This window comes from Nocardioides eburneiflavus, assembly GCF_004785795.1.
Taxonomy (GTDB): Bacteria; Actinomycetota; Actinomycetes; order Propionibacteriales; family Nocardioidaceae; genus Nocardioides; species Nocardioides eburneiflavus.
Window position 1 is genome coordinate 1 of record NZ_SRRO01000002.1, and the last position, 26,806, is coordinate 26,806.

Sequence of the window (26,806 nt, forward strand, 5' to 3'; positions counted from 1 at the left end):
CCCGGTGCGCGACCCGCTTGAGGCGGGCCATCTGCTCGCCGAGGAGCTCTGCGTCCCCGCGCTCCCAGCCGTCGCTGAAGACCACCACGACCGCGCCGCGGGCCATCCCGCGCTGGCCCCCGGTCGAGGAACACCCGCAGCGTCTCGCCCAGCCGCGTGCCGCCCGACCAGTCGGGCACGACCTCGCCGGCGGCGACGATCGCGCGGTCCGCGTCCGGCGAGCGCAGGGCGCGCGTGACGTGCGTCAGACGGGTGCCGACGGTGAAGGTCTCGACGCCGCCGCCCAGCGCGCCGACTGGGTGAGCCGGTGGGCGAGCCGCAGCAGCGCGTCGGCGTACGGGCTCATCGACCCGCTGACGTCGACCAGCAGCACCACCCGCCGCGGCCGGGTGCCGCGCCGGCGCCACGCGATCTCGCCGGGCTCGCCGAGGTGGCGCAGCGAGTTCCGCAGGGTCCGCGAGGCGTCGAGCTCGCCGCGGTGCCAGCGCTGGTGCCGAGCCGTACGCCGCGCGGGCGGGCGCAGCGACAGCCGGACGAACATCGAGGCCAGGCGCCGTTTCTCCGCGGCGTCCAACGTCGCCACGTCGCGGTGCTTGAGCACCTCCGCCTCCGAGGCCCTCGCTCGGACGAGGTCCTCTCGCCCGCCTCGTCGCCGCCACCTGCGCCCTCGGCGTCGGGCAGCAGCTGGGCGGTGGAGGGCCTCGACGCCTCGCGCGGCCGCGCCCGCGGGAGGCCGTCGCGCGGGTCGAACCAGGCTGCGAAGACCTCGTCGTGGCGGGCCAGGTCGTCCGGCGAGCCGCACAGGGTCGCGCGGCCGGCCCAGTAGGTGGCCTGGCGGTCATCGGCGCCGACGGCCGCGACCGCGGCCAGGAACCCGTGGGCGCGGTCCTGGGTGACCGGTACGCCGGCGGCGCGCAGCGCGCGGGTGAAGCCGAGCAGCACCTCGTCGGCCTCGTGGAGCACGGCGTTCATCTCGACAGCATCCTGTCCAGGGCGGCCTTCACCCGGTCGGCGTCCTCGCGGTACTTCAGGAGCGCGCCGAGGGTGGCCGCGGCCGACGCCAGGTCGAGCTCGGCGGTCCCGAGGTAGGTGAGCGCCCGCGCCCAGTCGAGGGTCTCGGCGACGCCGGGCGGCTTGAGCAGGTCGTCGCGCTGGCGCAGCTGCTGGACCAGCCCGACCACCTGACGCGCCAGCGCCTCGCTCACCTCGGGGGCGCGCGAGCGGACGATCTCCACCTCGCGCTCGAGCCCGGGGTGGTCGATCCAGTGGTAGAGGCAGCGCGCTTGAGCGCGTCGTGCAGCTCGCGCGTGCGGTTGGAGGTGAGCACGACCAGCGGCGGCTCCGGCGCGGTGACCGTGCCGAACTCAGGGATCGTCACCTGCCAGGTCGACAACACCTCCAGCAGGAACGCCTCGAACTCGTCGTCGGCGCGGTCGACCTCGTCGACCAGCAGCACGGCCGGTGCCTGCCGCAGCGCGGCGAGGACCGGGCGCGAGAGCAGGAAGCGCTCGTCGTACAGGCTCTTCTCGGCCTCGTCGGAGTCGACCTCCCGGCCGCCTCGAGCGCCCTGAGGTGCAGGATCTGGCGAGGGAAGTCCCAGTCGTAGAGCGCCTGGCTGGCATCGATCCCTCGTAGCACTGGAGCCGTACGAGCGGCAGGTCGAGGCTGCGCCAGCGCCTCGGCCAGCGCGGTCTTGCCGGTGCCGGGCTCGCCCTCGAGGAGCAGCGGGCGCTGCATCCGCGACGCCAGGAACACGACCGTGGCCAGCTCGTCGTCGGCGAGGTAACCGGTCGCCCCAGCCGGGTGGCACGTCGTCTGCGGAGTCCATGCCTTGCATGTCGTCAGGCTACGACCCGGCACGTTGGTCGCACGTTGGACCGGCCACCTCGACCCAGGCGGTCACCGGTGGTCGATGTCGGCTCCGGTCGCGAGGTCACCGCACTCGACCAGCTCGACGTCGTGGGGCGAGGTAGTCACGGGCTCCGCGGTCACCGGTCGCGGTCTCGACGACACCGCCCAGTGGTCGCGCCCGAGGAGCACGGGGTGCCCCGGCACCCCGTCGTACGCCGCCCGCGCGAGGGTCGCCCGTCCGTGGTCCGCGTCGAGCACCCGGGCCACGACGGCACCGCCGACGTCGGGGAGGTCGACCAGGGAGACGAGCACGGCGTCGTGGTCCGTGTACGCGATCGCCTCGAGCCCCGAGCGCAGCGAGGCACCCATCCCCTCGGCCCAGTCGTCGCAGCGAATGCGCGAGACCGACATCGGCAGCAGCGCGGACGCCCGGGCGGCCTCGGCGCCCAGCACCACCACGATCTCCGCGCACGGTCGCAGGGCGTGCACCGACCGCAGCAGCCACGAGGTCCCGTCGGCATCGCGCGCCAGGGCCTTGGGGCCGCCGAACCTCTCGCCCGCGCCCGCGGCCAGGAGAGGCCGACGACGGAGGTCACTGCTCGTACGCCTCCGCGTACAGCGCCTCGAGCTCGGGCGACGTCTCGGCGGTGAACCCGCACAGGGTGACGCGTTCGTCGTCGGCGCTGACCAGGTAGGTCCGGCCCTCCTGGAAGTCGACGGCCATCAGGAGGTCCTCGAGGGCCTTGCTCGGCGCCTCGACGGTCACCGTCGAGGCCTCGTCGCCGGCGTACCAGCGATCGACCTCGAGGGTGACGGTGCCGTCGTCGATCGACGTCACCGTGCCCTCGAAGGCGGTGTCGAAGGTGGCGAGGATCTCCGCGGACGGCATCGCGCACTTGGCGGTCGCCGACCCGTCGGCGGTCAGGGCGAGGGTCTCGTCGCCCGACGGGCTCGAGGTGTCGCTGGCGGCAGGGTCGGCGGCGCCGTGTCCTCGGCCGATCCACAGCCGGAGACCGCGAGGGCGACGACTGCTGCGAGGCCCGGGAGCAGGCGGGAGGTGCGGAATCGGCTCTCGTGTCGGCTCATGGCTGGCGTCCCTTCGTCAGTCGGCGTGCGTCGGGCAGGTGGTGCCCGGGTCGTCCATCAGTGGGACGGGTGGGGCACTGGGCGGGTTCCGCTGCTCGACCCCCCTCACTTCACCGTCTCCTCGGTGAGGTCCTCGCCCTCCTCCTCGTCGACGCGGCGCTTGATGCGCCCATCCCCGGGATCTTGGCGAGCATGTCGTTGAGCTCGCGCGCCACGGTCAGGAGGTCGTGCATGTCGGGCGCCACCGTGCCAAGCGTCGTGAGCACGGGGATCACGTCGCCCTCCACCCGCGCGGTCAGCTCGGGCAGGTGGTCGACGAGCCGGACGAGCGCCTTCACCTCGTCGGGGTGCGTCGTGTCGGCCAGGGTCTCGAGCGTCGGCTGCAGCCGGAGCAGGACGGCTCGAGCTCGTCGACCAGGTGGGTGACGCGACCATCTGGACGCCTGCGTCGTCCACGACGCCGCGGCCCGTACGACGACGACGTTGGCCGCCTCGGTGACCTCGCGGACCCGCTCGATCGCGGCCGAGGCACGGACGAGGAGCCGCTCGGCGTCGTCGAGCAGCGCCAGTGCCCGCGGGACCGCACCGAGCAGGGCCTCGACCTGGTCACCGCCTCGCTCGAGGGCGGACAGCACGTCACGGGGGCCGGGAACGGGAAGGCGCATGCGGCATTCCTACCAGTGGGTCCGCGGGCGCGACGCGCGCACGTGCGGCGGTCGTGGCCCTCGTACGCGCGATCCAGGGACCAGACCCCGCCGCACGCGCGGCGGCCCGGACCGTACGCCTCCCCCATCGCCCCGACATGCAGCAGGCCCCGCCGGAGCGGGGACCCTGCTGGTGGTGCTGTGTGGGGCGTGGACGATCCGGTCGCGCAAGCGCGCCCGGCTGGCCGATCAGAAGTCCATGCCGCCCATGCCGCCCATGTCGCCGCCGGGCATGGCCGGCGCCTTCTCGGGCTTGTCGGCCACGACGGCCTCGGTGGTGAGGAACAGCGCGGCGATCGACGCAGCGTTCTGCAGCGCCGAGCGGGTGACCTTCGCCGGGTCGATGATGCCCTCGGCGATCATGTCGACGTACTCACCGGTCGCGGCGTCGAGGCCGTGGCCGGCTCCAGGTTGGCGACCTTCTCCGACACGACGCCGCCCTCGAGGCCGGCGTTGATGGCGATCTGCTTGAGCGGGGCCGAGGTGGCGACGCGCACGATGTTGGCGCCGGTGGCCTCGTCGCCAACCAGGTCCAGCTTGTCGAACGCGGTGGCCGCAGCCTGGACGAGCGCCACGCCACCGCCGGCGACGATGCCCTCCTCGACCGCTGCCTTGGCGTTGCGGACGGCGTCCTCGATGCGGTGCTTGCGCTCCTTGAGCTCGACCTCGGTGGCCGCGCCGACCTTGATGACGGCCACGCCGCCGGCCAGCTTGGCGAGGCGCTCCTGGAGCTTCTCGCGGTCGTAGTCGGAGTCCGACTTCTCGATCTCGGCGCGGATCTGGTTGACCCGGCCCTCGATCTGGCCCTGGTCGCCGGCACCTCGACGATGGTGGTCTCGTCCTTGGTGATGACGACCTTGCGCGCCTGGCCGAGCAGCTCGAGACCGGCGGTGTCGAGCTTGAGGCCGACCTCCTCGGAGATCACCTGGCCACCGGTGAGGATCGCGATGTCCTGCAGCATGGCCTTGCGGCGGTCACCGAAGCCCGGGGCCTTGACGGCCACGGAGCGGAAGGTGCCCTTGATCTTGTTGACGACCAGGGTCGACAACGCCTCGCCGTCGACGTCCTCGGCGATGATCAGCAGCGGCTTGCCGGACTGCATGACCTTCTCCAGCAGCGGCAGCAGGTCCTTGACCGTCGGACACCTTGGAGTTGGCGATGAGGACGTAGGGGTCCTCCAGCACGGCCTCCATGCGCTCGGAGGTCGGTGGCGAAGTAGGCCGAGATGTAGCCCTTGTCGAACCGCATGCCCTCGGTCAGCTCGAGGTCCAGCCCGAAGGTGTTGGACTCCTCGACGGTGATGACGCCTTCCTTGCCGACCTTGTCCATCGCCTCGGCGATGATCTCGCCGACGGTGGTGTCAGCGGCGGAGATCGACGCGGTGGAGGCGATCTGCTCTTGGTCTCGACGTCCTTGGCCATGCTGAGCAGCTGCTCGGACACGGCGGCGACGGCGGCCTCGATGCCGCGCTTGAGACCCATCGGGTTGGCGCCGGCCGCGACGTTGCGCAGACCCTCGCGCACATGGCCTGGGCCAGGACAGTGGCCGTCGTCGTGCCGTCACCGGCGACGTCGTCGGTCTTCTTGGCGACCTCCTTGACCAGCTCGGCGCCGATCTTCTCGTAGGGGTCCTCCAGCTCGATCTCCTTGGCGATCGAGACACCGTCGTTGGTGATCGTGGGGGCGCCCCACTTCTTCTCCAGCACGACGTTGCGGCCCTTGGGGCCCAGGGTGACCTTGACCGCGTCGGCGAGGGTGTTCATACCCCGCTCGAGGCCGCGGCGGGCCTCCTCGTTGAAAGCAATCAGCTTCGGCATAACTCTTCGCGATTCCTGTCGACGTGAGTTCTGTGGGTACGACTCCCGGCGGGCTGCCCGCGACGGACGATCCGCTCCGCCGGCGATCCATTCCCGTCGGCTTCTGCGGACCTCAGCGTCACCTGGGTCGTTGTCACTCTCATGACGAGAGTGCCAGCGTCATGTTTAGCACTCGCACCATGAGAGTGCAAACGCGTCCACGAACCCGGGGTGGAGCAGCGACCGCCCCGTGTCGGCGCTGCTCCACCCCCCTCCCGCGGTCCCTCCCGGCCCCTCCCGGTCAGGGCATCTGGATGAGCTTGATGCTCTCCGTGACGGCGTTGACCGCCGTCGCGAAGATCGGCCCCAGCTCGGTGCCGCTGGCGGCGCAGTAGAAGTAGTCGCCGTCCTTGTTCTCGGCCACGCGCTCGGCGGAGGTCGAGCAGTCACTGTCCGCCTTGCTCGGGGTGCCGGACGGCGTCGGCGAGGCGGCAGCGGCCAGGTAGTCGCGCACCCAGGGCGAGCGAGGCGTACGGCCGCCGGGCTTCTCGCACGACGCCGACCGCGCGTCACCGAAGCCGATGACCAGCACGTGACGCCGCGCGCCTTGGCCTGCTCGGCCACCGCGGTCAGGTTGTCGCAGCCCTTCTTGCCCTTGCCGTTGCCGTAGGAGTTGCGCCCGGCCCCGATGTCGCCCGAGCTCGTGATCGACGTGCTGCCCTCCTCGAGGAGCTCGTCGGGCTGACCGTCGGTCTCGAAGATCAGCACCTTCTTCGCCGTCCCCGGGCGCTTGGGCAACGACCCGAGGTTGTTGGGGTCGAGGCCGAGCAGGTAGCGCGAGGCCCCCTTGAGGGCCGAGGCGAGGTGGGTGCCGTAGCTGCCGGTGGACAGGCCGGGCACGGCACCGTTCGGCATGCACCTGACGCCCGTGACGAGCTTGCTGCTCGAGCTGATCGGCGCGTCGCGGTTGGCCTTGTAGTCGTTGCTGAAGTCGATCGCGATCCACTTGCCGCCCTTGGGCCCGTCCGAGGCGGTCGTGGCCGCCGTGGCACACGACGAGGTGGCCTTGCTCTTGTGCATCGCCCCGAACGCGACGTAGTGCAGGGTCGGGTCCATCACCCCCAGGCTGTCGATGATCGCGGCCTGCATGTCCTCGCGGTCGTCCTCGGCCATGCTGGTGGTGCGGTCGGCCATGAAGACGATGTCCATCGGGTTGGGCAGGGTCTCGCCGCACGAGCCCCGGCACGCCGACGACGACACCGAGCCGGTCGAGCCCTCGTCGCGCCCGATCACCGGCGCGAAGTCGAAGTCGACGACCTTGGAGTCGCTCACCGTGATGGTGTTGCACCGGGCGGTGACGGGGCACGGGGATCGAGCAGATCTTCGTGTTGCACCGCACCTGTGAGCTGGAGTAGGTCCCCGGGTCGCACGTCGCGGGGATCTGCCCCGAGGCGACCTGCCTGCTGGCCCCCGTCGAGGCGACCACGCAGAAGAGCTCAGTGTCCGGCGTCATCCCGGCGTCCTGGGTCTTGGCCATGGTGACCGCCCACGTCTTGGCGCTGGTGCCGCTCGCCGGCAGCTCGAAGGCTCCAGCGTGCGCGGCGGAGTCGACGTGGTCGTGGAGTCGCTGGCGCTCCATGGCGAGGGACGAGATGTCCACGGCGAGGGCGGCGCAGCCGAACATCACGACGGCGAGGAGGGCGACGACGATCGCGACCGCGCCGGTCTCGTCCGGCTCGCCGCTCCTGCGCGCCCGCAGCGCGCTCACTCGATCCTCATCTTGCTGGTCTTGGACAGCGTGAGGCTCGAGGACAGCGCCTTGCCCATCGGCGTCAGCCACGCATGCTCGTAGGTCGCGGTCACCACGGCGACACCGCCGGTCGTGTGGTCGGCGTCCCAGGACCCGCAGTTGCCGCCCAGCGGAGTCTCGCAGGACACCTGGACCGTCACCGTCCCCTCGAGGTCGGCCAGCGAGTCGTTGACGACCGCGTCGACCTCGCTGCTGCTGGCGCTGAGGCTGGCGGCGCGCACTCCCTCCCGGGTGGCGTTGTTGAGCACGGTGTAGCGGTTGATCGCGAACCCGAGGTCGATGATCGAGAACACGATCGCCAGCAGGAGCGGCACGACGAGTGCGAACTCCACAGCCGCCGCTCCGCGCTCCGCGCGTGGGCGTGAAAAGGGCATGACTATTTCCTCCCGCAGGTGCGACGCCCTCGAGGCGTCGCGAAGGTTGTGACGGTGACCCGGCACGGATGTCGGATCACCGGCCCTGCCCGCACCCCCCAGCGCAGGCAGAACAGGGGCAACCTAGCGGGGGTGAGGCCACCCTTATCGACGTTGTGGGGATTTGTTTGCCGACCTGTCTAGACAGGCCGGTTCAGGCGTGCGTACGCCTCCGCGCGGCGACGGAGGACCGTCATCCCTCGGGGAGCTCCGAGGAGCCGTAGAGCTCGTGCGCGACGTCGTCGCGGTTGCTGCCCTCCCGGTTGTCGCCCTTCTCGATGATCACGAGGTTGTGGTAGCAGTGGACGGCACGGACCCACTGGTCGGTGTAGGTCGGCTCGTAGCCCTCGAGGAGGAACTCCTCGTGGTTGAGGCCGTCGACGAGGTCCTTCACCAGGTCCATCGAGGTCCCCGGTGCCCGCGGGTCGAGCTCTCCGCCCAGGCCGGCCAGTAGGAGGTCTGGATGTCCTCGATGCAGTAGATCGCGCCGTCGGGCAGCAGCGGGAAGAGGATCCTGAACGACTCGCGCACATGGGCAGGGATGTGGCTGCCGTCGTCGATGACCACCAGCGGCGCGCCCTGCTCGTCGATGATCCGCCGGAGGACCTCCGGGTCGGTCTGGTCGCCGTGGTAGGCGTGGATGTGCCCCCGGGTCAGCCAGGTCTTGTCCTCGATGTCGAGGCCGACGATGCGGGCCTTGGGGAAGAACCAGCGCCACATCTTCATCGAGGCACCGCTCCTCCGGCGCTTCTTGTAGCCGCCGATGCCGAGCTCGAGCAGGGTGAACGACTCACCGCGCAGGTGCTCGAGGTGGCGCTCGTAGTGGGGCGTGTAGCGGTGGACGCCCCACTTGTCGGTGCGGAACTCGATGGCGAGCTCGGTCAGGTTGCTCGCGAGCAGGCGCCGGCGACGCTCGGCCCTGGGATCGGCGGGAGGCTCGACGACCTCGGCCCCCGAGGATGCCTGCATCCGGCCGGCCTTGCGGGCCGCCTTCTTGACGGCCTGGCCGGCTCGTCGAGCAGTGGTGCGCACCCGGGAACCCTAGCCTGACCCGCGGACCCCGGCGCGTGGTGCCCGAACGGCACCTCCTCCACCACGCCGAGGGCGGCGAGGACCGAGGGCAGCATGGCCTTGGCGGTGCGCTTGTAGCCGTGGGCGCTCGGATGGAACCGGTCCAGGCTGAACATCTCGTCGGGTTGGTGATGAAGAACGGCCCGACCACGTCCCGAGCGAGACCACGCGCGCCCCGCGCTCCAGCGCGACCGCACGCTGGGCGTCCGCGAGCTGGCGGGACGCCCGCGACCCCAGGGCACGCAGGGGCTGCGGCACCGGGCGCAGCGCACCGAGGTCGGGGCACGTGCCGACCACCACCTCCGCCCTCGCGCGCGCAGGTGGTCGATCGCCTCGGCGAGGTGGCGTACGGACTCCGCGACGGGCACCCGGTGGGTCACGTCGTTGCCACCGACGACGATCACCGCCACGTCCGGGCGGTACGCCGGGGGCAGGGAGGCCAGCTGCGCGGCGAGCACGCTGCTCTCGGAGCCGACGACCGCCGCCGTCCGCAGCCGCACCGAGCGCTCGGCGCCGACGGCGATCCCGCGGGCGAGCCGCCCGCCCAGCGTGTGCTTCGGCTTCTCCGCCCCGAGCCCGGCCGCGACGGAGTCGCCGAGGAGGAGCAGGTCGACCGGCGCGCCGTACTTCTTCTTCCAGTGCCGGTCAGCTGGCGGGGGGTCCTCGCCGAGCGGCTTGCCGATCCGGCGCCGCGCCTGTGCGGCCTGGCGGTGCAGCAGCTCGTGTGCGCCGTACGCCGTGCCTCCCGCGACGATGCCGAGGACGGCCAGCGCGACGCCGGCCCGGGTCAGGTGCTTGCTCGCCACCCCACCTGTAGACCACAGCGACCTGAACGCCTGCGCAACCGGGCGCGACGCGTGGCCCAACGGCACGGCACAGATGGGTCGATGTACTCAGGACAAGCCGGCCCGGCAGGAGAACGCTAGAAGCATGAGCACCCCACGACGTTGTTCTCCTCCGCTGCGCTCCCCCGACAACCTCGAGGGGACCCCGCGATGACCGACACCTCTGCCCGGGGCACGTCCCTCGCCACCCGCCCCGTCACCCCGCGCCAGCTCGACTGGTTGCGTGCCGAGCTCGCCGACTGGACCTCGCAGGGCATCATCAGCGACGAGCAGGCGACCCGCATCTCGACGCGCGTCTCGTCCCGCTACCCCGCCGAGCAGCACACCCGCACCAGCATCGGCCGCGTCTTCCTCTACCTCGGCGCCGGGTTCGTCGGCGTCGGCCTCATCTGGCTCGTCGCCGCCAACCTCGACCAGCTGTCGCCCGTCACCCGCTTCGCCGCGATCGCGGCCCTGTGGCTCGCGTTCCTCGTCGGCGGCGAGGTGCTCGCCGCGCGCCGCGCGTCCGCCCCGCTCGTCGGAGCCGTACGCCTCCTCGCCGCCCTCGGTGCCGGCGCCGTCGTGTTCCAGGCCGCCCAGTCGCTGCAGGTGCCGGCGTACGAGCCCCGCCTGGTCGGCCTCTGGGCCGCCGGCGCCCTCGTGCACGCCTACCTGACCCGGGCGTACATGCCGTTCGCCGTGGGCGTCGTCACGGGTGTCGCCTGGTGGTTCATGCAGCCCATGTGGGACTCGCAGGACGGACTCAGCGTGGTGGTGCTGATGGGCGCGGCGTCGGTCCTGGCCGCTGCGCTCGCCGTGCTCCACGACCGGTGGATCGACGCCTTCGCCTGGACCTGGCGCACCGTCGCCGGCGGCATGGCGCTCCTCGCGATGTTCGTCGCGGCCGTGCCGGACATCGGCGGCGACGGGATCACCTGGTCGGGCTGGCTGCTCGGCGCGCTGGGCGTCGCCGCTGCCGCCGCCGTCGCCGCGGCCCTCACCAGGCCCGGCACGCGCATCCTCGAGCCGCTGGGCGCGGCCGTCGTGCTGGTCGCCGCCACCCTCCTCGGCCTCTGGACGACCGGGACCGACACCTCCGACATCGATGCCGGCGACTGGGCCCACGCGGCGGTCTCGGTCCTCGCCTACGTCGTCCTCGCCGTCGCGCTGGTCGCCCTGGGCACCGTGCGTGACCACCCGCCCCTCACCTGGATGGCGATGGTCGGGCTCGTGGTCTTCACGACCTTCCAGAGCTTCGCGGTCTTCGCGCCGATCGTCACCGGCGCCTGGCTGTTCGTGGTGCTCGGCACCGTGTTCCTCGGCACCGGCTTCCTGTTCGACCGCGCGCGCCGCGAGCTCGCCTCGGCGCTCGACTCCGACCCTGCCACTGGCTCCGCATCCCCGAAGGGAACCGACCGATGAACCGCACCGTGACCACCGGCGTCATCGCCGTGAGCCAGCTCGTCCTCGTCGGGCTGGGCGTCGCCCCGCAGCTCTCCGCCCGGCTCGCGGGCGACACCTACCTCGTGCGGGTCGCGCCCGTCGACCCGATCGACCCGTTCCGGGGGGCGTACGTAGCCCTGGACTACCCCGGCCTGCGCCACGACGACTCGCAGTCCTTCGTCGAGCCGGGGCTTGGCGCCCTGGACGACGGCGAGTCCGGCGACGTCTACGTCACCCTGGTCGAGGCGGACGGCGTGTGGACGGCGTCCGAGTGGTCGCGCGAACGCCCCGTGGACGGCCCCTACCTCGCCTGCGACGACCGCTCGTGGCAGATCCGATGCGGCATCGAGAGCTGGTTCCTCCCGCAGGAGGAGGCACGCGAGACCGAGGACCTGCTGCGCGACGGCGCCGTGGCCGAGCTGCGCATCGACGGGTGCGGCAACGCAGCCGTGGTCGACGTACGCGCGCCCTGACGGATCAGCCCCCGGCGACCGCCGGGATCACCGAGATCTGCACACCGTCGGGCGTGGCGGTCGCGAGGTCGTCGAGGAAGCGCACGTCGTCGTTGCCGACGTAGACGTTGACGAACCGTCGCAGCTGGCCGGCCTCGTCGAGGATCCGGCCCTTGATGCCGGCGTAGCTGGCGTCGAGGTCGTCGAGGACGGCGGCGAGGGTGTCGCCCTCGGCGCTCACCTCGGACTCGCCGCCGGTGTAGGTGCGCAGGATGGTCGGGATCCGGACCGAGACGCTCATGTGTGGATCTTCCCTCTCAGAGGATGCCTGACGCCACGAAGGCGTCATAGGACGGGGCGATGGTGGCGGCGGGACCGACGCGGTCGGACACCGAGTCGAGGGTCTTGAGGCCGTGGCCGGTGTTGATGACCACGGTCTCGAGGGAGGTGTCGAGCTGGCCGGTCTCGACGAGCTTCTTGAGCACACCGACTGTGGTGCCACCGGCGGTCTCGGTGAAGATGCCCTCGGTGCGCGCCAGCAGCACGATGGCGTCGCGGACCTCGTCGTCGGAGATGTCCTCGACCGCCCCTCCGGTGCGGCGGCAGATGTCGAGGACGTAGATGCCGTCCGCGGGGTTGCCGATCGCGAGGCTCTTGGCGATGGTGTCCGGCTTGACCGGCCGGATCGCGTCGGTCTCTGCCTTGTAGGCCACCGAGACCGGCGAGCAGCCGGTCGCCTGGGCACCGAAGACCCGGTAGGGCTTGTCCTCGACGAGGCCGAGCGTGATGAGCTCCTGGAACGCCTTGTCGACCTTGGTCAGCTGGGAGCCCGAGGCGACGGGGATGACGATCTGGTCGGGCAGGCGCCAGCCGAGCTGCTCGGCGATCTCGTAGCCCAGGGTCTTGGAGCCCTCGGCGTAGAAGGGACGCACGTTGACGTTGACGAACGCCCAGCCCTCCTCCTCGCCGGCGATCTCCGAGGCGAGCTTGTTGACGTCGTCGTAGTTGCCGTCGACCGCGACGAGCTTCTCGGTGAACACCGCCGAGTTGACCTTCTTCGGCGTCTCCAGGTTGCTCGGGATGAACACCACCGTGGGGATCCCGGCGCGGGCCCCGGCCGCGGCGACGGCGTTGGCCAGGTTGCCGGTGGAGGGGCAGGCGAAGACCTTCGCGTCGAGCTCGCGGGCGGCGCTCAGGGCGCAGGCGACCACGCGGTCCTTGAAGGAGTTGGTGGGGTTGGTCGAGTCGTCCTTGACCCAGAGCTTGTCGATGCCCAGCTCACGGGCGAGGTTCTTCGCCTCGAGCAGCCGGGTGAAGCCGGGCTCGGTGTTCGGGCTCTGCTCGATGTCGGTCGGCACCGGCAGCAACGCCTTGTAGCGCCAGATGTTGCGGGGACCGGCGGCGATCTCCGCGGCCGTCACCGTCGGGAAGTCGTAGGCCACCTCCAGTGGCCCGAAACACTCCGGACAGGCGTACGACGGGCCGAGCTCGACCTCGTGGCCGCACTCGCGGCAGGCCAGGGCGCGGGCGTTGCCGAAGGCGCCCTCCCGCAGGCCCTTGCGCGGGGTCGTCGTGCTCGCGGTCTCGTCCAGCAGGGTGCTCATGAAGTCCTCCTTCTCATCTGTCCCCCGCGGATCTCGCGTGGGCCGGATTTGGCACCTGCTCCCGTGACTGCCGGACGATTCCGGACAGGAGGCTCACGGGTGGTTGCCGGGACTTCTACGGGCCGTTCCCTCAGTCCCTCGTGATGAGCACGCCCAGCCTAGGCGCGGCGTCTCACGATGCGCACATCGAGTCCACGATGTGGTCGCACCGGGCGGGGGTACGCGCGGGCGGGTGCGGTCAGCGGCGGCGCGCGAGCGTGCCGAGCAGGTCGACAACCCCGGCGGGACCGTCGACGACAACGTCGGCCAGGCCGACGAGGTCGGGCTGCTCGTGCGACGCCGAGCAGACGACGAGCCCGGGCAGCCCTCCGGCGCGCAGGGAGCGGACGGCCTCGAAGGCCTCCACGTCGCCGAGGTCGTCACCGCCGAAGACGACGGCCGTGGCCTCCTGCTCGGCCACGAACGTGCGCACCGCCTGCCCCTTGTGCATGTCTCCCGAGCGGATCTCGATGACGTTGCGCCCGGGCTCGATCGTGAGGTGGTGGCGCTCCGCCAGGGCGGCGACGGGCTTGACGAGCCGGTCGAAGGCACCGGCCGGGTCCTCCATCCGGCGGGTGTGGACCGCGACGGCCAGCCCCTTCTCCTCGATGTAGGCGTCGGCCGCACCCGCGCCGCGCAGCACCCTGGGCAGCTCGCGCTCGAAGGTCGCGAGGCCGGCCGGTGGGCGCGGCGACCGGATCCGCTGCTCCGTGGCCGACCAGCGCTCGTTGCCGTACTGGCCGAAGACGAACAGCTCTGCCCCACGGTCGAGCATGGCGTTGCCGAGCGCGTCGAGGTCGCCCATCGCAATGGCCTGGCGCGCCGGCCGTCCGGTGATCACCGCGACCGCGCGGACCGCCTCGGCGAGCTCGAGCAACGCGCCCGGCGCACCGGGGTGCAGGCGGGCGGCCTCCGGGTCGTCGACCACCGGCGAGAGCGTGCCGTCGAAGTCGAGCCCGACGACCGCGCCGTGGAGGACGTCGCGTACGGCGTCGTAGTGGGCACGCGCGTCGTCGGAGGTGAACTCCATGGACTCCACCCAACCATGCGACGCGCGCGGGCGTCGCACCGTCCCGCCATCCGAGGTGGAACAGCTCGGCGGGTCAGCGCGGGGCGTCGGCCGTGAGGATGACGGTGAGACGATCGCGCTTCATCACGCCCACGGCGGGCGCCGTGCGCTTGATGCCGAGGTCGAGGGCGAGCTGCTTGCCGGCAGCCTTGAGCCGCGGCGGGAAGTAGACGGTGCTGGTCGGGATCAGGCCCTGCCAGTTGTCCTCGCCCACGACCGACCAGCCGACGCCGGTGGCGCGGGCGGCCGTGGCGGCCGCGAGGCCCTTGATCCCGGAGTTGTTGTAGACCTCGACGTAGACCTCACCGCGCTTGACCCGGGGCTCGGGCTTGGCGGTCTCGGTCGGCGTCGGCTCCGGCTCGACGGACGGCGACTTCTCGGCGCTGGCGATCGTCGCGGTGTCGACCCGCCGCTCGGTCGGCGCCTGGTCGCGGGTGGCGATGAAGGTGATCGAGGCCATCGCGACCGCGAGGACCGACAGCATCACGAGCGGGGACGGGAACGCCACGCCCCGCTCGTCGCGAGGTCGGCGGCGCGGCGAGCAGCCGGGACTGGGGAAGAGGTCCAAGAGGAAGGCCATGGGGAAGGTGACCAATCGTGAGTGGGCGGGTCGCGCTGGATCGGGTCCGGCTGTCAGATCTCGAAGCCGAGGCGGCGGGCGGAGCGCTGCCGCTGGCGGGACGCGCGGAGCCGCCGGAGGCGACGGACGAGGAGCGGGTCGGCCTCGAGGGCCTCCGGGCGGTCGATGAGGGCGTTGAGGACCTGGTAGTAGCGGGTCGAGGACATGTCGAACTTCTCGCGGACGGCCTGCTCCTTGGCGCCCGCGTACTTCCACCAGTGACGCTCGAACTCGAGGATGTCGCGGTCGCGCTGGCTCAGCCCGGCAGCAGTCTCCTGCTCGGTCGGAATGTGCTTCGCTGCGTCCATGCGTGTTGTTCCTCCTCGACCCCACGACCACCCGTGGCCGGGTGGACTGCGCTCAGTCTAGGTGACGAACCACAACGATGTCATTCGCCTCCGGCGAGTCGTCTGGACAAACCCGCGGCGCTCCTGCGAGCAGCGCGGGGGACACTCCGGGGTGATATGTGCGTCCTCCGCCGTCGATAGGGTGGCGACGTGAGCCCCACCCCGCAGGCAGACCTCGTCATCGTGGCCAACCGACTGCCCGTGGACCGCGTGATCGGGCCCGACGGCTCCGCGTCGTGGCGCACCTCCCCCGGCGGGCTGGTGACCGCCCTCGAGCCGGTGCTGCGCGCCAATGACGGGGCGTGGATCGGCTGGCCGGGATCGGCGGACGACGAGGCCTTCGAGCCGTTCGTGGAGGACGGGCTCTCGCTGGTCCCGGTGGCGCTGAGCGCGCAGGAGGTGGAGGAGTTCTACGAGGGCTTCTCCAACGGCACGCTCTGGCCGCTCTATCACGACGTGATCGCCAAGCCGGAGTTCCACCGGGAGTGGTGGGACTCCTACGTCGCGGTCAACCAGCGCTTCGCGGACCGGGCCGCGGAGGTCGCCGCCGAGGGCGCGACGGTCTGGGTCCAGGACTACCAGCTCCAGCTCGTGCCCCAGATGCTGCGCACCCAGCGCCCCGACCTGCGCATCGGCTTCTACCTCCACATCCCGTTCCCGCCGGCCGAGCTGTTCTCCCAGCTGCCGTGGCGCCGGCAGATCCTCGAGGGCCTGCTGGGCGCGGACCTGATCGGCTTCCAGCTGCCCGGCGCGGCCGCCAACTTCGTACGCCTCGTGCGCAGCCGGGTGGGCCACAAGACCCACCGCGACACCATCTACCTCCCCGACGGCCGCCCGGTGAAGGCGACCGCGTTCCCGATCTCGATCGACACCGCGGGGTTCGAGGAGCTCGCCCGGTCCGAGGGCGTGGAGAAGCGCGCCGCCGAGATCCGCGACGCGCTGGGCAACCCGCGACGGATCTTCCTCGGCGTCGACCGCCTCGACTACACCAAGGGCATCCACTCGCGCCTGCGCGCCTTCGGCGAGCTGGTCCGCGACGGAGAGCTCGACGTCGAGGACGCAGTGTTCGTCCAGGTCGCCACTCCCTCGCGCGAGCGCGTCGAGCAGTACCGCATCCTCCGTGACGAGATCGAGCTCCTGGTCGGCCGGATCAACGGCGACCACGGCCGCATCGGACGTCCGGCCATCTCCTACATGCACTCCTCCTACCCCCGCGAGGAGATGGCCGCCCTCTACCGAGCGGCCGACGTGATGGTCGTGACGCCGTTCCGGGACGGGATGAACCTCGTCGCCAAGGAGTACGTCGCCTGTCGCTTCGAGGACGACGGCGCGCTCGTGCTCTCGGAGTTCGCCGGCGCGGCGCAGGAGCTGCGCCAGGCCTGGCTGGTCAACCCCTACGACATCGACGGCATGAAGTCCGCACTCCTCGAGGCCTTCGCCGCCGACGGCAAGGAGACCGCGCGGCGGATGCGGGCGATGCGCAAGACGGTCGTCGCCAACGACGTGTCCAAGTGGGCCGCCGACTTCCTCGACGAGCTCGAGGCCCTGCCCGAGCACCACGACAAGACCGTGCGCCAGTCGCGGGCCCGCTGACCCGAGGCGAGCCTACGCCCGCTCGCTGGTGCCGGCGACCGCCCCGTGGGTGGCGTGCTGCGCCGTCATGATCGCCTCGATGTCCGTGACCAGTCCCGGACCGAGCCGGCGCCAGGACGGGTCGTAGCCGTACGTCTGCGCGAGGCCGACGGCCGACCGCGTGCCGTCGAGGAGGTCGATGTCACCCGGGGCGATGAGGCCGGGGTGGACCACGCCGACGGCCTCGGAGACCTTGAGCAGGTCGCGGCGCAGCGACCGGACGTAGTTGGCGGCCCGCACGCTCTTGAGGCTGACGTCGAGCCCGCGGGTGTAGCGAGGGTTCTGGGTGGCCAATCCGACCGGGCAGTGGTCGGTGTGGCACTTCTGCGCCTGGATGCAGCCGATGGCCATCATCGCCTCGCGGCCGACGTTGACCATGTCGGCACCGAGCGCGAACGCCACGATCGCGTTCTCCGGGATGCCGAGCTTGCCGGCGCCGATGAACACGACGTCGTCGGTCAGGCCGGCCGCCGCGAACCGGCGGTAGACCTCGGCGAACCCGATGCGGAAGGGATAGGCGACCGAGTCGGCGAAGATCATCGGCGCGGCACCGGTGCCGCCCTCGCCGCCGTCGATGTTGACGAAGTCGACGCCGCGTCCGTCGCGTGACATCTCCTCGGCCAGCTCGTCCCACATGGTCAGGTTGCCGACGGCCGACTTGACGCCGACGGGCAGGCCCGTCGCCTGCGCGACCGTCTCGACGAAGTCGAGCATCGAGTCGACGTCGGAGAAGACCGCGTGCCGGCTCGGCGACGCGCAGTCCTTGCCCTCCGGGATGCCGCGGATCTCGGCGATCTCCCGGCTCACCTTCTCCCCCGGCAGCATGCCGCCGAGGCCGGGCTTGGCCCCCTGGCTGAGCTTGATCTCGATCGCGCGGACGGGCGCGGACGCCACGAGGTCGACGAGGCGGGCCAGGTCGAAGCGACCCTGCTCGTCCCGGCAGCCGAAGTAGGACGTGCCGATCTGGAAGACGATGTCCCCGCCGTGGCGGTGGTGCGGCGAGAGCGCGCCCTCGCCGGTGTTCTGCAGGCAGTCGACCATTGCGGCGCCCTTGTTGAGCGCCTCGATGGCCTTGCCCGACAGCGAGCCGAAGCTCATGCCGGAGATGTTGACCACCGACGCGGGGCGGAAGGCGTGCGTACGTCCGCGGGCCGCTCCCATCACCTTGGCGGCGGGCAGGGCGATCTCCTCCTGCGCGTGGGGCTTCGTCGCCGCCCCCGGGCCGGCGAAGGTGCGGTGCTTGATGATCGGGTAGCCCTCGATGCGCTCCACGTCGTTGTCGGTGCCGAAGCCGAAGTAGTTGTTCTCGAGCTTGGAGCTGGCATAGACCCAGCGGCGCTGGTCGCGGCTGAACGGGCGCTCCTCGTCGTTGCTGGTGACGATGTACTGGCGCAGCTCGGGCCCGAACTTCTCCACGAGGAACCGGCCGTGGCCCACGACGGGGAAGTTCCGCAGGATCGCGTGCTTGCGCTGCACCAGGTCGTGGACCGTCGTCGCGGCAGCCGCGGCCGCGGTGCCGCCCAGGATCGCGTACCTCCACCTCATGGAGACGTTCCTAGCCGCACCGCGCCGTCATGTCGAGGGAGCCCACCCCTGCGGACCGGGACGCAGGCTCAGGCGAGCTCGCCGCGGGCCAGGCTCACGCCGGAGTGGGTGGGGTCGCCGTCGTCGGGCTCGACCGAGATGTCGACGATGCGGTAGCCCTCGTCGATGAGCTCCATCGGGACCGCGAACTCGCCCTCGTCGCCCGAGGCGAGGATGCCGATGGAGATCATCCGGACCCCGTCGACGTTGATGAGCCACACCTCGTGCAGGCCCGGCTCGTCGCCGAGCTCGCTGGCACTGACCCGGATGGAGAAGGTGTCCTCGGACTGAACGGCACTGGCCTCGCCGCGGCCGGCGTCGCTGTCGAGCGCGGTGAGCGTGGCGGCGGCCACCACGGTGCCGGTGTCGGCAGGATCCGGGACCGCCTCGGGAGCCTCGGTCCCGTCAGCGCCCCACCGCCCCAGGCCCACCCCGGCGAGCAGGGCCAGGGCCGCGGCCACGGAGGCGAGCCAGAGCGGGACCCCGCGACGCGGCGGCTGCTCGTCGCGCACGGGCAGGGCGACGGGCGCCGGGGGGGCGCCGGCGCGGACCTCGGCCAGCACCTGTGCGCGGACCCGCGCGGGCGGGGCGACGAGCGGGTCGGCCCCTGCGCGGCGGCGTACGCCCATGAGTGCGGCCACCATCCCGGCGCACTCGGGGCACGTGGCGGCGTGCTCCCGGACGTCGTCGGGGCCGTCGGTGGGGTCGAGGGCGAGCCCGGCCAGCTGGTCGGGATCAGCGTGACTCATGGCGCACCCCCTCGAGCTGCTGGTGCAGCTTGATCAGGCCACGGCGGACGTGGCTCTTGACGGTGCCGAGCGGCAGGCCCACGGTCTCGGCGATCTCGGCATGGCTGCGCTCCTCCCAGAAGGCGAGCAGCATGATGGTGCGGCGCGGGTCCGGCAGCTCGTCGACGGCCTGCCGCACCACCAGCCGTTCGGCGGCCTCGTCGTCGACGGACGGGTCGGAGCCGTCGTGGACCCCCGGCAGGGAGACGACGGCGGCAACCCGGTCGGCGTCGCGAGCCCGCGCCGCCCGCGCGTCGGACACCTTGTGGCGTGCGATGCCCAGCAGCCAGGCGGGCAGGGCCGTGGGGGTCGGGGTCAGCGTGTGGCGACTGCGCCACGCCGCGACGAACACCTGCTGGGTCACGTCCTCTGCGTCGTGCCGGTCGTGGAGGGCGCGGAGCGCGTAGGTGTGGACGAGGGCGGACCACCGGTCGTAGATCTCCTCGAGGGCGCTCTCGTCGCCGGAGACCAGCCGAGCGGCGAGCGCGCGGACAGCATCGTCCTGCTCGTCCTCGAGCGACATCGCCTGGGTCACCACGAGGTCACCGTACCGGCGGGGCGAGCGGGCGGGGAACGGGATGATGGTCATCGCCGCTCCCCGCCCGTCAGGCTTCGCGTCGCCGTCTGTGATCAGAGGTCGATCGGGCGCAGGACGCGGTCGACCGCGTGCGCGATCTGCTTGTTGCCCTTGTTGATGTCGAGGGCCGCGATGATCGCGCGGGCGTTGCGGTCGTTGCGGTCCTTGTCGCGCAGCGTGACCACCGGCGCACGGTGCTCGCGCATCTTGACCTTGACCCTGACCGTCTTGCCGGCCGCGGTGTCGAGCTTGGCCCCGTCGGCCTTGAGCACCTTGCCGCTGGTGAGCGTGGCACCGGGCACGACGTGGTAGAGCAGGATGGTCTCGATCGTGTCGACCCCGGCGAGCTCCACCAGCGCGTTGAACAGCTTCTTCTCGCTCCTGATGGTCTGGCCGGTGAGGTCCTCGGCCAGGAGACGGAAGGCCTGGTCGGTGGGGGCGAAGACGGTGAGCCGGGTCTTGCCGTCAGCCAGCAGGGCCACCGGGGAGTCCGGCTTGGCGCCGATGACCGCGAGAGCGGCCTCGGTGACGATGTCGAAGTCGTTCTTGTTCTTGTCGAACGTGTTGCCGTCCGAGGTGAGCACCTCGGCGAGGCTGGTGTTGCCGGGCTTGGCCGCGGGGGCAGCGGACGCGGCGGGTGCTGTGGCCATCGTGCCGAGGGCGAGGGCCGAGGCGGCGAGGATGGCGGGTACGCGACGTGCCATGAGAAGTCCTTCCATCAGGGGCGCCCGGTGGCGCCCGTCACCGCCTTCTCCGGCCGAGGGCGCCCGGTGGATGCACCCGGGCCGTAGATTTCTTCCATGGACCTCATCCCCAAGCCCGAGCAGGTCGTCGCCGCGGCCGGTAACGTGGCGCACACCCTGCTCTACGGCGGGCTGGCCGACCTGCGCCCGATGCCCCGCACGTTGATCAGCGACGGGGAGCTGCGCGAGGTCTACCACTACCGACCGGCCAAGGACGTCCCCGAGACGGGCGACCCGGTCCTGCTGGTCACACCGCTGGCCGCGCCTGCGCTGTGCTTCGACCTGCGCCGCGGCTGCTCGCTGGTCGAGCACCTGGTCGCCGGGGGTCGGCCGACCTACCTGCTCGAGTACGGGCAGGTCTCCTTCCGCAACCGGTCCCTCGGCATGGAGCACTGGGTCGACGAGGTGCTGCCCGAGGCGGTCCGGGCCGTGCACGAGCACTCCGGCGGCCGCGGGGTGCACCTGGTCGGGTGGAGCCTCGGTGGCATCTTCACCCTGCTCGTCGCCGCCGACCGGCAGGACCTGCCGATCGCCTCGATCACCGTGGTCGGGTCGCCCGTCGACGTCACCAAGGTGCCACTCGTCGCGCCGGTCCGCCCGCTGCTCAACCTGACGCAGGGCCGCGGAGCGATCACCCGTGCCTACCGGGCCCTGGGCGGCATCCCCCAGCCGCTCGTCAACTGGGCCTTCACCGCCGCGTCCGCCCAGAAGGTCGTCACCAAGCCACTCGCGGTGCTGACCCACCTCGACGACACCGACTACCTCGCCCAGCTCGAGGCGGTCGACCGCTTCCGGGCCAACATGTTCGCCTACCCGGGTCGGACCTTCGGCCAGCTCTACCACCGCTTCGTCAAGGGCAACGCCCTCGCGCGGGGCACCATGCAGGTCGGCGACCGGACGATCGACCTGGCGGCGATCTCGGTCCCGACGCTCGTCTTCGGCGGCAACACCGACGGCATCGCGCCCCTGCCCGCCGTACGCGCGGTGGTCCCGCTGCTGACCGGCGCGCCGCAGGTGCGCTTCGAGGTCGTGCCCGGCGGGCACCTCGGCATGCTGACCGGCCGGGCGGCCCGCGGGACGACGTGGACCGTCATCGACGAGTGGGTCGACGAGTGGTCGGGCAAGGCGCCCGTGAAGGCCCCGGCGAGGAGGAAGGCCGCGCGCACGGCTGCGGCGCGCAAGGTGGCTGGCACGAAGGCTCCTGCGAAGAAGGCCCCGGTGAAGAAGGCCCCGGTGAAGAAGGCCACCGCCACGAGGACGCCGGCGAAGAAGGCGTCCGCCGACACGATCGGCTCGAACCCGTCCCGTCGCTACGGGTCGGCCGGCTCGCGGGCGCTGGGCCAGCGGTGACCTCGGCCGTCCCGGCGGGCGGGCCCGCGACGCTGCCGCGCGGCGTCCGGATCGGCTACGGCAGCGGGTCGGTGGCCACGGGCGCGTTCGGCACCGTGCCGGGCCTGATGCTGCTCCCCTACCTCACCGACGAGCTGGGGATCGCCGCGCTGTGGGCGGGCGTCATCGTCTTCCTCCCGAAGGCGTGGGACGTGGTGCTCAACCCGGTCGCCGGTCGGGTGAGCGACCGGACCGTCGACCCGGCCGGTCCCCGACGGCCGTGGCTGATCCGGGCGGGGCTCATGCTCGCCGGGGCGTTCGCGCTCATCTTCGCCGCCCCCGACCTGCGGAGCTCGCTGCTCGAGGCGGGCTGGGTCCTGCTCTTCTTCGTGCTCGCCGCGTCGGCGTACGCGTTCTTCCAGGTGCCCTACGTCGCGATGCCCGCGGAGATCACCACGTCGTACGACGAGCGGACCCGCCTGATGACGTGGCGGGTGGCGATCCTGGCCTTCACGATCATGCTCGCGGGCGCGACCGCGCCGCTGATCCGCGACGAGGTCGGCGGCCGCGACGGCTACCGGGTGATGGGCGTGGTCATGTCCGTGCTGATCGCCGTCGGGGTCGCGAGCGCCTGGTGGGGCACCCGGAGGGCCCCGATCGGCGCGGTCGCCGCCGGCGCGGGCACGCTCCGCGAGCAGCTACGGGTCGTGGGGCAGGCGCGTGACTTCCGCGTGCTGCTGACCACGTTCGTCCTGCAGGCCCTCGCCACCGGCTGCATGCTGGCGGGGGTGGACTACCTCGCCGGCGACGTGCTGGACCGGTCCGGGGCCGCGACCGTCCTCTTCGTGTGCTTCGTCGGCCCCGCCCTGCTGCTGACACCGTGTGGGCCTCGCTCGGCACGCGCATCGGCAAGCAGCGGGGCTACGTCATCGCCTCGCTCGTGCTGGCGGCGGGCGCGGTGCTCGCGAGCACCGCCCGGGTCGCGCCGCCCGCCGTCGTGTTCGCCGCGACCGCGCTGGTGGGGGTGGGCTACGCCGGGTGCCAGGTGTTCCCGATGGCCATGCTGCCCGACGCGGCGGCGGTCGACTCGGCCCGCACCGGCGAGAACCGGGCCGGCGTCTACACCGGCGTGTGGACGGCCGGGGAGACCCTCGGCCTCGCCCTGGGACCGGCCCTGTTCGCGGTCGTGCTCGCCCTCGGCGGCTACCTCTCGAGCGAGGGCCGCGAGATCACCCAGCCGGACTCGGCCCTCACCGCCATCACGCTCGGGTTCTCGGTGCTGCCGGCGGTCCTGACCCTGCTCAGCCTGCGGTGGCTGCGGCAGTACACCCTCGACGCCGCCGAGGTGGCGGCAGCGGAAGGAGCCGTCCGTGCCTGACCCGATCGAGCGACTGGCCGAGATGCAGCGTGGCGACCTGCCCGTGCACGGCGGGCGGACGCTGGCCTACGTCTACGACTCCGGCGACCCGGAGGTCGACCGCATCGCCCGCGAGGCCGTCGCCGCCTATGCCGCCTCGAACGCGCTCGACCCCACGGCCTTCCCGTCCCTGCTCCGGATGGAGAACGAGCTCGTCGGCTTCGCCTGCGACCTCCTCGACGCCCCGGAGTCCGCGGTGGGACGGTGACCGCGGGAGGCACGGAGTCGATCCTGCTGGCGGTCCAGGGGGCTCGCGACAGCCGCCCCGACGTCGTACGTCCGCGGATGGTCCTGCCGGCCACCGCGCACGCGGCCTTCCACAAGGCGGCGCACTACTTCGGGGTCGAGGCGGTGCTGGTGCCGGTCGGTCCCGACTTCCGGGCCGACGCGCGGGCGATGGCCGAGGCGATCGACGACGACACGGTGCTGGTCGTGGCCAGCGCCCCGTCCTACGCGCACGGCGTGGTGGACCCGGTCGGCGAGATCGCGGCGGCGGCCGCCGCCCGCGGGGTGCGCTGCCACGTGGACGCCTGCATCGGCGGCTGGGTGCTGCCGTACGCCGCCCGGCTGGGGCGCGCGGTGCCGCCGTGGACCTTCGCGGTCGAGGGCGTCACGTCCATCTCGGTCGACACCCACAAGTACGCCTACGCCCCCAAGGGCACGTCGCTGCTGCTGCACCGCGACGCCGGCCTCCGCTCGCCGCAGTTCTTCGCCTCGGCGGCCTGGCCGGGCTACACGATGCTCAACGCGACGACCCAGTCGACGCGGTCCGGCGGCCGATCGCCGGAACCTGGGCGGTCGTCGAGCACATCGGGGACGCGGGCTACCTCGAGCTCGCCGACAGCGCGTTCGCGGCGGTCGACGCGATCGTGGCCTGCATCGACGCCGAGCCCGCGCTGCGGCTCCTGGTGCCGCCCGACTCGACGCTCGTCACGCTCGCGACCGACGCCTCGTGCGACGCCTTCACGCTGACCGACGAGCTCGTCTCGCGCGGCTGGTACGTCCAGCCCAGCTGTCGTACGGCGACGGGGGTCCCAGCATCCACCTGTCGGTCAGCGCCGGCACGCACGAGCACGTCGGCGAGCTCGCCGCGGCGCTCGCGGAGTCGGTCGCGGCGGCGCAGGCGGCGGGACCGGTCGCCGTCGACCCGGACGTGGTGGCGTTCATCGAGGCCCTGGACCCGACCGCGCTCGGCGACGACGACTTCGACGGCCTCCTCGCGGCGTCGGGACTCGTGGGCGCCTCGGCGGACGGCGGCCTCGAGCTGCCCGGCCGGATGGCCGCGGTCAACGCGATGCTGGACGTCGCCTCGCCGGCGATGCGGGAGGCGCTGCTGGTGGCGTTCCTCGACCGGCTGCAGCGACCAGCCGGACGCCATCCCCGCGAGGGCGCACGATGAGTGCGCTCGCCGGACTCGTCGAGAAGGGTCGCGTCGCCCCGGACTGGGCCGAGGCCTCGCGCCGGTCGACGAGCAGATCGCCGCGATGGGCCGGTTCCTGCGGGACGAGGACGCGGCCCGGCGCGGCTACCAGCCCGCCGCCGACCGGATCTTCCGGGCGTTCGAGCGCCCGCTGGCCGACGTACGTGTCCTCGTCGTCGGGCAGGACCCCTACCCCAACCCGACGCACCCGATCGGGCTCAGCTTCGCCGTCGAGCGGCACGTGTGGCCGCTGCCGCCGAGCCTGGTCAACATCTACGTCGAGCTGCGCGACGACCTCGGCATCGTGCCGCCCCGCCACGGTGACTGTCGGCGTGGGCCGACCAGGGGTGATGCTGCTCAACAGGTCGCTCACCGTCCGGCCCCACGACTCCAACAGCCACCAGGGCAAGGGGTGGGAGGCCGTCACCGAGCGGGCGATCGTGGCGCTGGCCGAGCGCGGCGGGCCGTGCGCGGCAATCCTCTGGGGTCGGCACGCCCAGTCGCTCAAGCCCTGCTCGAGCCGGTCCCGTGCGTGGAGTCGGCCCACCCGTCGCCGCTCAGCGCGCGCCGCGGGTTCTTCGGGTCGAAGCCATTCAGCCGTGTCAACCGGCTGCTGAGGAGCAGGATGGTGACCCGGTCGACTGGGCCCTCCGGAATATAGTTGAATCATGAACTATTGAGGATGTCATGAACGAACGAATGCCTGCCCTCTACATCGGCCACGGTGCGCCGCCCCTGCTCGACGACCCCGTGTGGTCGGGCCAGCTCTCCGCATGGGCCGGCGACCTGCCGCGCCCGACGGCGATCCTGATCGTCTCCGCGCACTGGGAGTCCGCACCGGTGAGCCTGAGCGCCAGCGGTGCCCCCGCTGGTCCTACGACTTCGGCGGGTTCGCGCCGAAGTACTACCAGATGACCTACGAGACCCCCGACGCCTCGGCACTGGCCGTCGGGTGGCCGCGATGATGCCCCAGCGGCGAGCCGGTTTACCAGCACGCCTCGCGCGGCTCGACCACGCGCTGGGTGCCGCTCAAAATCATGTTCCCCCGAGGCCGACATCCCGGTGCTCCCAGATGTCGCTGCCGACCGACGACCCCACCGCCTGATGAGGCTCGGCGAGCGGCTGCGCCCCGCTCCGCGACGAGGGCGTGCTGATCATCGGCTCCGGCTTCCCTCACCCACGGCCTCCCGTTCCTCACCGAGTGGCGCATCGACGCCGCCGTGCCCGCTGTCGCGCGACTTCGACCTCTGGCGGCCCGATGGCCTGACCCGGGCCGACGTCGACACGCTGTCCACTACAAGGCGCGAAGGCACCCCGGCATGCCGTACGCCCCACCCGACGGTCGAGCACTACCACGCCGCTGTTCGTCGACGCTCGGCGCGGCGCACCGACCCCGACGACCCGGCATCCAGGTGATCGACGGCTACTGGATGGGCCTGTCGAAGCGCTCGTTGCAGGTGGCCTAGGTTGAGGGGATGCGCGTCCTCTCCATCCAGTCCCACGTCGCCTACGGCCACGTCGGCAACTCCGCAGCCGTCTTCCCGCTCCAGCGCCTCGGCCACGAGGTGTGGCCGGTCCTGACGGTGAACTTCTCCAACCACACCGGGTACGGCGCGTGGCGGGGTCCCCTGATCGCGGCCGAGGACGTCGCCGCGGTGATCACCGGCATCGGTGAGCGCGGTGCGTTCGAGACGTGCGACACGGTGCTCTCCGGCTACCAGGGATCCCCGGAGATCGCGGACGTCATCGTCGACGCGGTCGCCCAGGTCAAGGCGGCCAACCCGGACGCGACGTACACCTGCGACCCGGTCATGGGCAACGCCACCTCGGGGTGCTTCGTCAACCCGGCGATCCCGCCGAAGTACCGCCACCGTCATCCCGGTGGCCGACGTGCTGACGCCCAACCAGTTCGAGCTCGGCTTCATCACCGACCGCGATGCACTGAGCGGGCCGTCGTCGCTGTCCGACATCCTGGCCGCGGTCGACGAGGTGCGCGGTCTCGGCCCCTCGGCGGTGCTGGTGACCTCGGTCGACCGCGAGGGAGCTCCCGACGACGCCATCGAGATGCTCGCCGTCACGGCAGACGGCGCCTGGCTCGTGACCACGCCGCGCCTGCCGATGAAGGCCAACGGTTCCGGCGACATCACCGCCGCCCTGTTCACCGCCCACCTCAAGGCGACCGGCTCCCC

30 protein-coding genes, 6 pseudogenes and 1 riboswitch are annotated in these 26,806 nt (G+C 72.0%); of the genes and pseudogenes, 12 read left to right on the plus strand and 24 right to left on the minus strand.

Features of this window, described 5'->3' with window-relative positions:
• The 15 genes and pseudogenes from EXE59_RS24940 to EXE59_RS23460 all read right to left on the minus strand — a co-directional run.
• Positions 1–106: VWA domain-containing protein (locus EXE59_RS24940; protein WP_281280360.1), on the minus strand; the 106-nt coding region annotated here is incomplete at its 3' end.
• A gap of 73 nt (positions 107–179) precedes the next feature.
• A pseudogene (locus EXE59_RS24945) lies at positions 180–287 on the minus strand (hypothetical protein); the annotation flags it as partial.
• Positions 245–601, minus strand: coding sequence for a VWA domain-containing protein (locus EXE59_RS24950; protein WP_281280359.1), 357 nt, complete (start codon positions 599–601; stop codon positions 245–247). The pseudogene EXE59_RS24945 and the gene EXE59_RS24950, both read right to left, overlap by 43 nt.
• Positions 602–968: 367 nt before the next feature.
• The gene (locus tag EXE59_RS24680) at positions 969–1,235 is read right to left on the minus strand and encodes a MoxR family ATPase (RefSeq protein WP_246057109.1); all 267 of its coding nucleotides are present in this window, start codon (positions 1,233–1,235) and stop codon (positions 969–971) included.
• Complete coding sequence (locus EXE59_RS24685) at positions 1,202–1,456, minus strand: AAA family ATPase (RefSeq protein ID WP_246057110.1); 255 nt, start codon at positions 1,454–1,456, stop codon at positions 1,202–1,204. Before EXE59_RS24685 ends, EXE59_RS24680 begins: the two co-directional genes overlap by 34 nt.
• A 443-nt stretch (positions 1,457–1,899) precedes the next feature.
• On the minus strand, positions 1,900–2,424 hold the full coding sequence (locus tag EXE59_RS23425) for a nucleotidyltransferase family protein (protein WP_135841492.1): 525 nt from the start codon (positions 2,422–2,424) through the stop codon (positions 1,900–1,902).
• Between the two features lie 19 nt (positions 2,425–2,443).
• Positions 2,444–2,740 carry a hypothetical protein gene (locus EXE59_RS23430; protein ID WP_135841493.1) on the minus strand — a complete coding sequence of 99 codons (297 nt, stop codon included), beginning with the start codon at positions 2,738–2,740 and terminating at the stop codon, positions 2,444–2,446.
• A gap of 307 nt (positions 2,741–3,047) precedes the next feature.
• Positions 3,048–3,602: a hypothetical protein gene (locus EXE59_RS23435; protein ID WP_135841494.1), complete on the minus strand. Its 555-nt coding sequence runs from the start codon at positions 3,600–3,602 to the stop codon at positions 3,048–3,050.
• 228 nt (positions 3,603–3,830) lie between these two features.
• Positions 3,831–5,457, minus strand: a pseudogene (groL, locus tag EXE59_RS24955) (chaperonin GroEL).
• Between the two features lie 165 nt (positions 5,458–5,622).
• Entirely contained in the window at positions 5,623–6,768 is a 1,146-nt protein-coding gene (locus tag EXE59_RS23445) for a hypothetical protein (RefSeq protein WP_246057112.1), read from the minus strand.
• Between the two features lie 265 nt (positions 6,769–7,033).
• Positions 7,034–7,276, minus strand: a pseudogene (locus EXE59_RS25205) (TadE/TadG family type IV pilus assembly protein); the annotation flags it as partial.
• The gene (locus EXE59_RS23450; protein ID WP_135838793.1) at positions 7,201–7,620 is read right to left on the minus strand and encodes a TadE/TadG family type IV pilus assembly protein; all 420 of its coding nucleotides are present in this window, start codon (positions 7,618–7,620) and stop codon (positions 7,201–7,203) included. The gene EXE59_RS23450 and the pseudogene EXE59_RS25205, both read right to left, overlap by 76 nt.
• Before the next feature lie 232 nt (positions 7,621–7,852).
• Positions 7,853–8,062: a hypothetical protein gene (locus EXE59_RS23455; protein WP_135841496.1), complete on the minus strand. Its 210-nt coding sequence runs from the start codon at positions 8,060–8,062 to the stop codon at positions 7,853–7,855.
• Positions 8,050–8,628, minus strand: coding sequence for a hypothetical protein (locus EXE59_RS24020; RefSeq protein WP_168218697.1), 579 nt, complete (start codon positions 8,626–8,628; stop codon positions 8,050–8,052). The genes EXE59_RS23455 and EXE59_RS24020 overlap by 13 nt, the downstream gene beginning before the upstream one ends.
• Positions 8,541–9,536 carry an SGNH/GDSL hydrolase family protein gene (locus tag EXE59_RS23460; RefSeq protein WP_246057113.1) on the minus strand — a complete coding sequence of 332 codons (996 nt, stop codon included), beginning with the start codon at positions 9,534–9,536 and terminating at the stop codon, positions 8,541–8,543. Before EXE59_RS23460 ends, EXE59_RS24020 begins: the two co-directional genes overlap by 88 nt.
• Positions 9,537–9,725: 189 nt before the next feature.
• On the opposite strand from EXE59_RS23460, the gene EXE59_RS23465 reads away from it, so the two are divergent.
• A complete protein-coding gene (locus tag EXE59_RS23465) occupies positions 9,726–10,976 on the plus strand; it encodes a DUF2157 domain-containing protein (protein ID WP_135838791.1) in 1,251 nt (416 codons plus the stop codon).
• On the plus strand, positions 10,973–11,470 hold the full coding sequence (locus tag EXE59_RS23470; RefSeq protein ID WP_135838790.1) for a GDYXXLXY domain-containing protein: 498 nt from the start codon (positions 10,973–10,975) through the stop codon (positions 11,468–11,470). Before EXE59_RS23465 ends, EXE59_RS23470 begins: the two co-directional genes overlap by 4 nt.
• A gap of 4 nt (positions 11,471–11,474) precedes the next feature.
• Here the strand turns inward: EXE59_RS23470 and EXE59_RS23475 are convergent, their stop codons facing one another.
• The 5 genes from EXE59_RS23475 to napA all read right to left on the minus strand — a co-directional run bounded on the left by EXE59_RS23475 (position 11,475) and on the right by napA (position 15,088).
• On the minus strand, positions 11,475–11,750 hold the full coding sequence (locus EXE59_RS23475) for a MoaD/ThiS family protein (RefSeq protein ID WP_135838789.1): 276 nt from the start codon (positions 11,748–11,750) through the stop codon (positions 11,475–11,477).
• Between the two features lie 16 nt (positions 11,751–11,766).
• The gene (gene thrC, locus EXE59_RS23480; RefSeq protein WP_135841497.1) at positions 11,767–13,053 is read right to left on the minus strand and encodes a threonine synthase; all 1,287 of its coding nucleotides are present in this window, start codon (positions 13,051–13,053) and stop codon (positions 11,767–11,769) included.
• A 10-nt stretch (positions 13,054–13,063) separates the two neighbouring features.
• Positions 13,064–13,203, minus strand: a riboswitch (SAM riboswitch).
• Positions 13,204–13,291: 88 nt separating this feature from the next.
• Complete coding sequence (otsB, locus tag EXE59_RS23485) at positions 13,292–14,122, minus strand: trehalose-phosphatase (protein ID WP_135837092.1); 831 nt, start codon at positions 14,120–14,122, stop codon at positions 13,292–13,294.
• Between the two features lie 73 nt (positions 14,123–14,195).
• Entirely contained in the window at positions 14,196–14,741 is a 546-nt protein-coding gene (locus tag EXE59_RS23490) for a LytR C-terminal domain-containing protein (RefSeq protein ID WP_135837093.1), read from the minus strand.
• Positions 14,742–14,794: 53 nt separating this feature from the next.
• Complete coding sequence (gene napA / locus EXE59_RS23495) at positions 14,795–15,088, minus strand: nucleoid-associated protein NapA (protein ID WP_129453301.1); 294 nt, start codon at positions 15,086–15,088, stop codon at positions 14,795–14,797.
• Positions 15,089–15,277: 189 nt separating this feature from the next.
• Here napA and EXE59_RS23500 point away from each other — a divergent pair, with 189 nt between their 5' ends.
• A complete protein-coding gene (locus tag EXE59_RS23500) occupies positions 15,278–16,720 on the plus strand; it encodes an alpha,alpha-trehalose-phosphate synthase (UDP-forming) (protein ID WP_135837094.1) in 1,443 nt (480 codons plus the stop codon).
• A gap of 12 nt (positions 16,721–16,732) precedes the next feature.
• Here the strand turns inward: EXE59_RS23500 and EXE59_RS23505 are convergent, their stop codons facing one another.
• The 4 genes from EXE59_RS23505 to EXE59_RS23520 form a co-directional block, all read right to left on the minus strand.
• On the minus strand, positions 16,733–18,304 hold the full coding sequence (locus tag EXE59_RS23505) for an FMN-binding glutamate synthase family protein (protein WP_135837095.1): 1,572 nt from the start codon (positions 18,302–18,304) through the stop codon (positions 16,733–16,735).
• A gap of 68 nt (positions 18,305–18,372) precedes the next feature.
• Positions 18,373–19,092: an anti-sigma factor gene (locus tag EXE59_RS23510; protein ID WP_135837096.1), complete on the minus strand. Its 720-nt coding sequence runs from the start codon at positions 19,090–19,092 to the stop codon at positions 18,373–18,375.
• Positions 19,079–19,720 carry an RNA polymerase sigma factor gene (locus EXE59_RS23515; RefSeq protein ID WP_210428829.1) on the minus strand — a complete coding sequence of 214 codons (642 nt, stop codon included), beginning with the start codon at positions 19,718–19,720 and terminating at the stop codon, positions 19,079–19,081. The genes EXE59_RS23510 and EXE59_RS23515 overlap by 14 nt, the downstream gene beginning before the upstream one ends.
• A gap of 41 nt (positions 19,721–19,761) precedes the next feature.
• A complete protein-coding gene (locus EXE59_RS23520; protein WP_210428830.1) occupies positions 19,762–20,412 on the minus strand; it encodes a fasciclin domain-containing protein in 651 nt (216 codons plus the stop codon).
• 96 nt (positions 20,413–20,508) lie between these two features.
• Here EXE59_RS23520 and EXE59_RS23525 point away from each other — a divergent pair, with 96 nt between their 5' ends.
• The 9 genes and pseudogenes from EXE59_RS23525 to EXE59_RS24725 form a co-directional block, all read left to right on the plus strand.
• Positions 20,509–21,801 (plus strand): alpha/beta fold hydrolase, encoded by a 1,293-nt coding sequence (locus tag EXE59_RS23525; RefSeq protein ID WP_135837098.1) that lies wholly within the window; start codon positions 20,509–20,511, stop codon positions 21,799–21,801.
• A 107-nt stretch (positions 21,802–21,908) separates the two neighbouring features.
• A pseudogene (locus EXE59_RS23530) lies at positions 21,909–23,158 on the plus strand (MFS transporter).
• Positions 23,151–23,405, plus strand: a complete 255-nt coding sequence (locus EXE59_RS24700) for a hypothetical protein (protein WP_246057114.1) — start codon at positions 23,151–23,153, stop codon at positions 23,403–23,405. Before EXE59_RS23530 ends, EXE59_RS24700 begins: the two are co-directional and overlap by 8 nt.
• Positions 23,402–24,169: an aminotransferase class V-fold PLP-dependent enzyme gene (locus EXE59_RS24705; RefSeq protein WP_246057115.1), complete on the plus strand. Its 768-nt coding sequence runs from the start codon at positions 23,402–23,404 to the stop codon at positions 24,167–24,169. Before EXE59_RS24700 ends, EXE59_RS24705 begins: the two co-directional genes overlap by 4 nt.
• On the plus strand, positions 24,150–24,596 hold the full coding sequence (locus EXE59_RS24710; RefSeq protein WP_246057116.1) for a hypothetical protein: 447 nt from the start codon (positions 24,150–24,152) through the stop codon (positions 24,594–24,596). Before EXE59_RS24705 ends, EXE59_RS24710 begins: the two co-directional genes overlap by 20 nt.
• Positions 24,593–25,289, plus strand: a pseudogene (locus EXE59_RS23540) (uracil-DNA glycosylase). The gene EXE59_RS24710 and the pseudogene EXE59_RS23540 overlap by 4 nt, the downstream one beginning before the upstream one ends.
• A gap of 101 nt (positions 25,290–25,390) precedes the next feature.
• Positions 25,391–25,582, plus strand: coding sequence for a hypothetical protein (locus EXE59_RS24715; protein ID WP_246057117.1), 192 nt, complete (start codon positions 25,391–25,393; stop codon positions 25,580–25,582).
• A 510-nt stretch (positions 25,583–26,092) separates the two neighbouring features.
• Positions 26,093–26,428: pseudogene (gene pdxY, locus EXE59_RS24720) on the plus strand (pyridoxal kinase); the annotation flags it as partial.
• A gap of 70 nt (positions 26,429–26,498) precedes the next feature.
• Positions 26,499–26,806: bifunctional hydroxymethylpyrimidine kinase/phosphomethylpyrimidine kinase (locus EXE59_RS24725; RefSeq protein ID WP_246057118.1), on the plus strand; the 308-nt coding region annotated here is incomplete at its 3' end.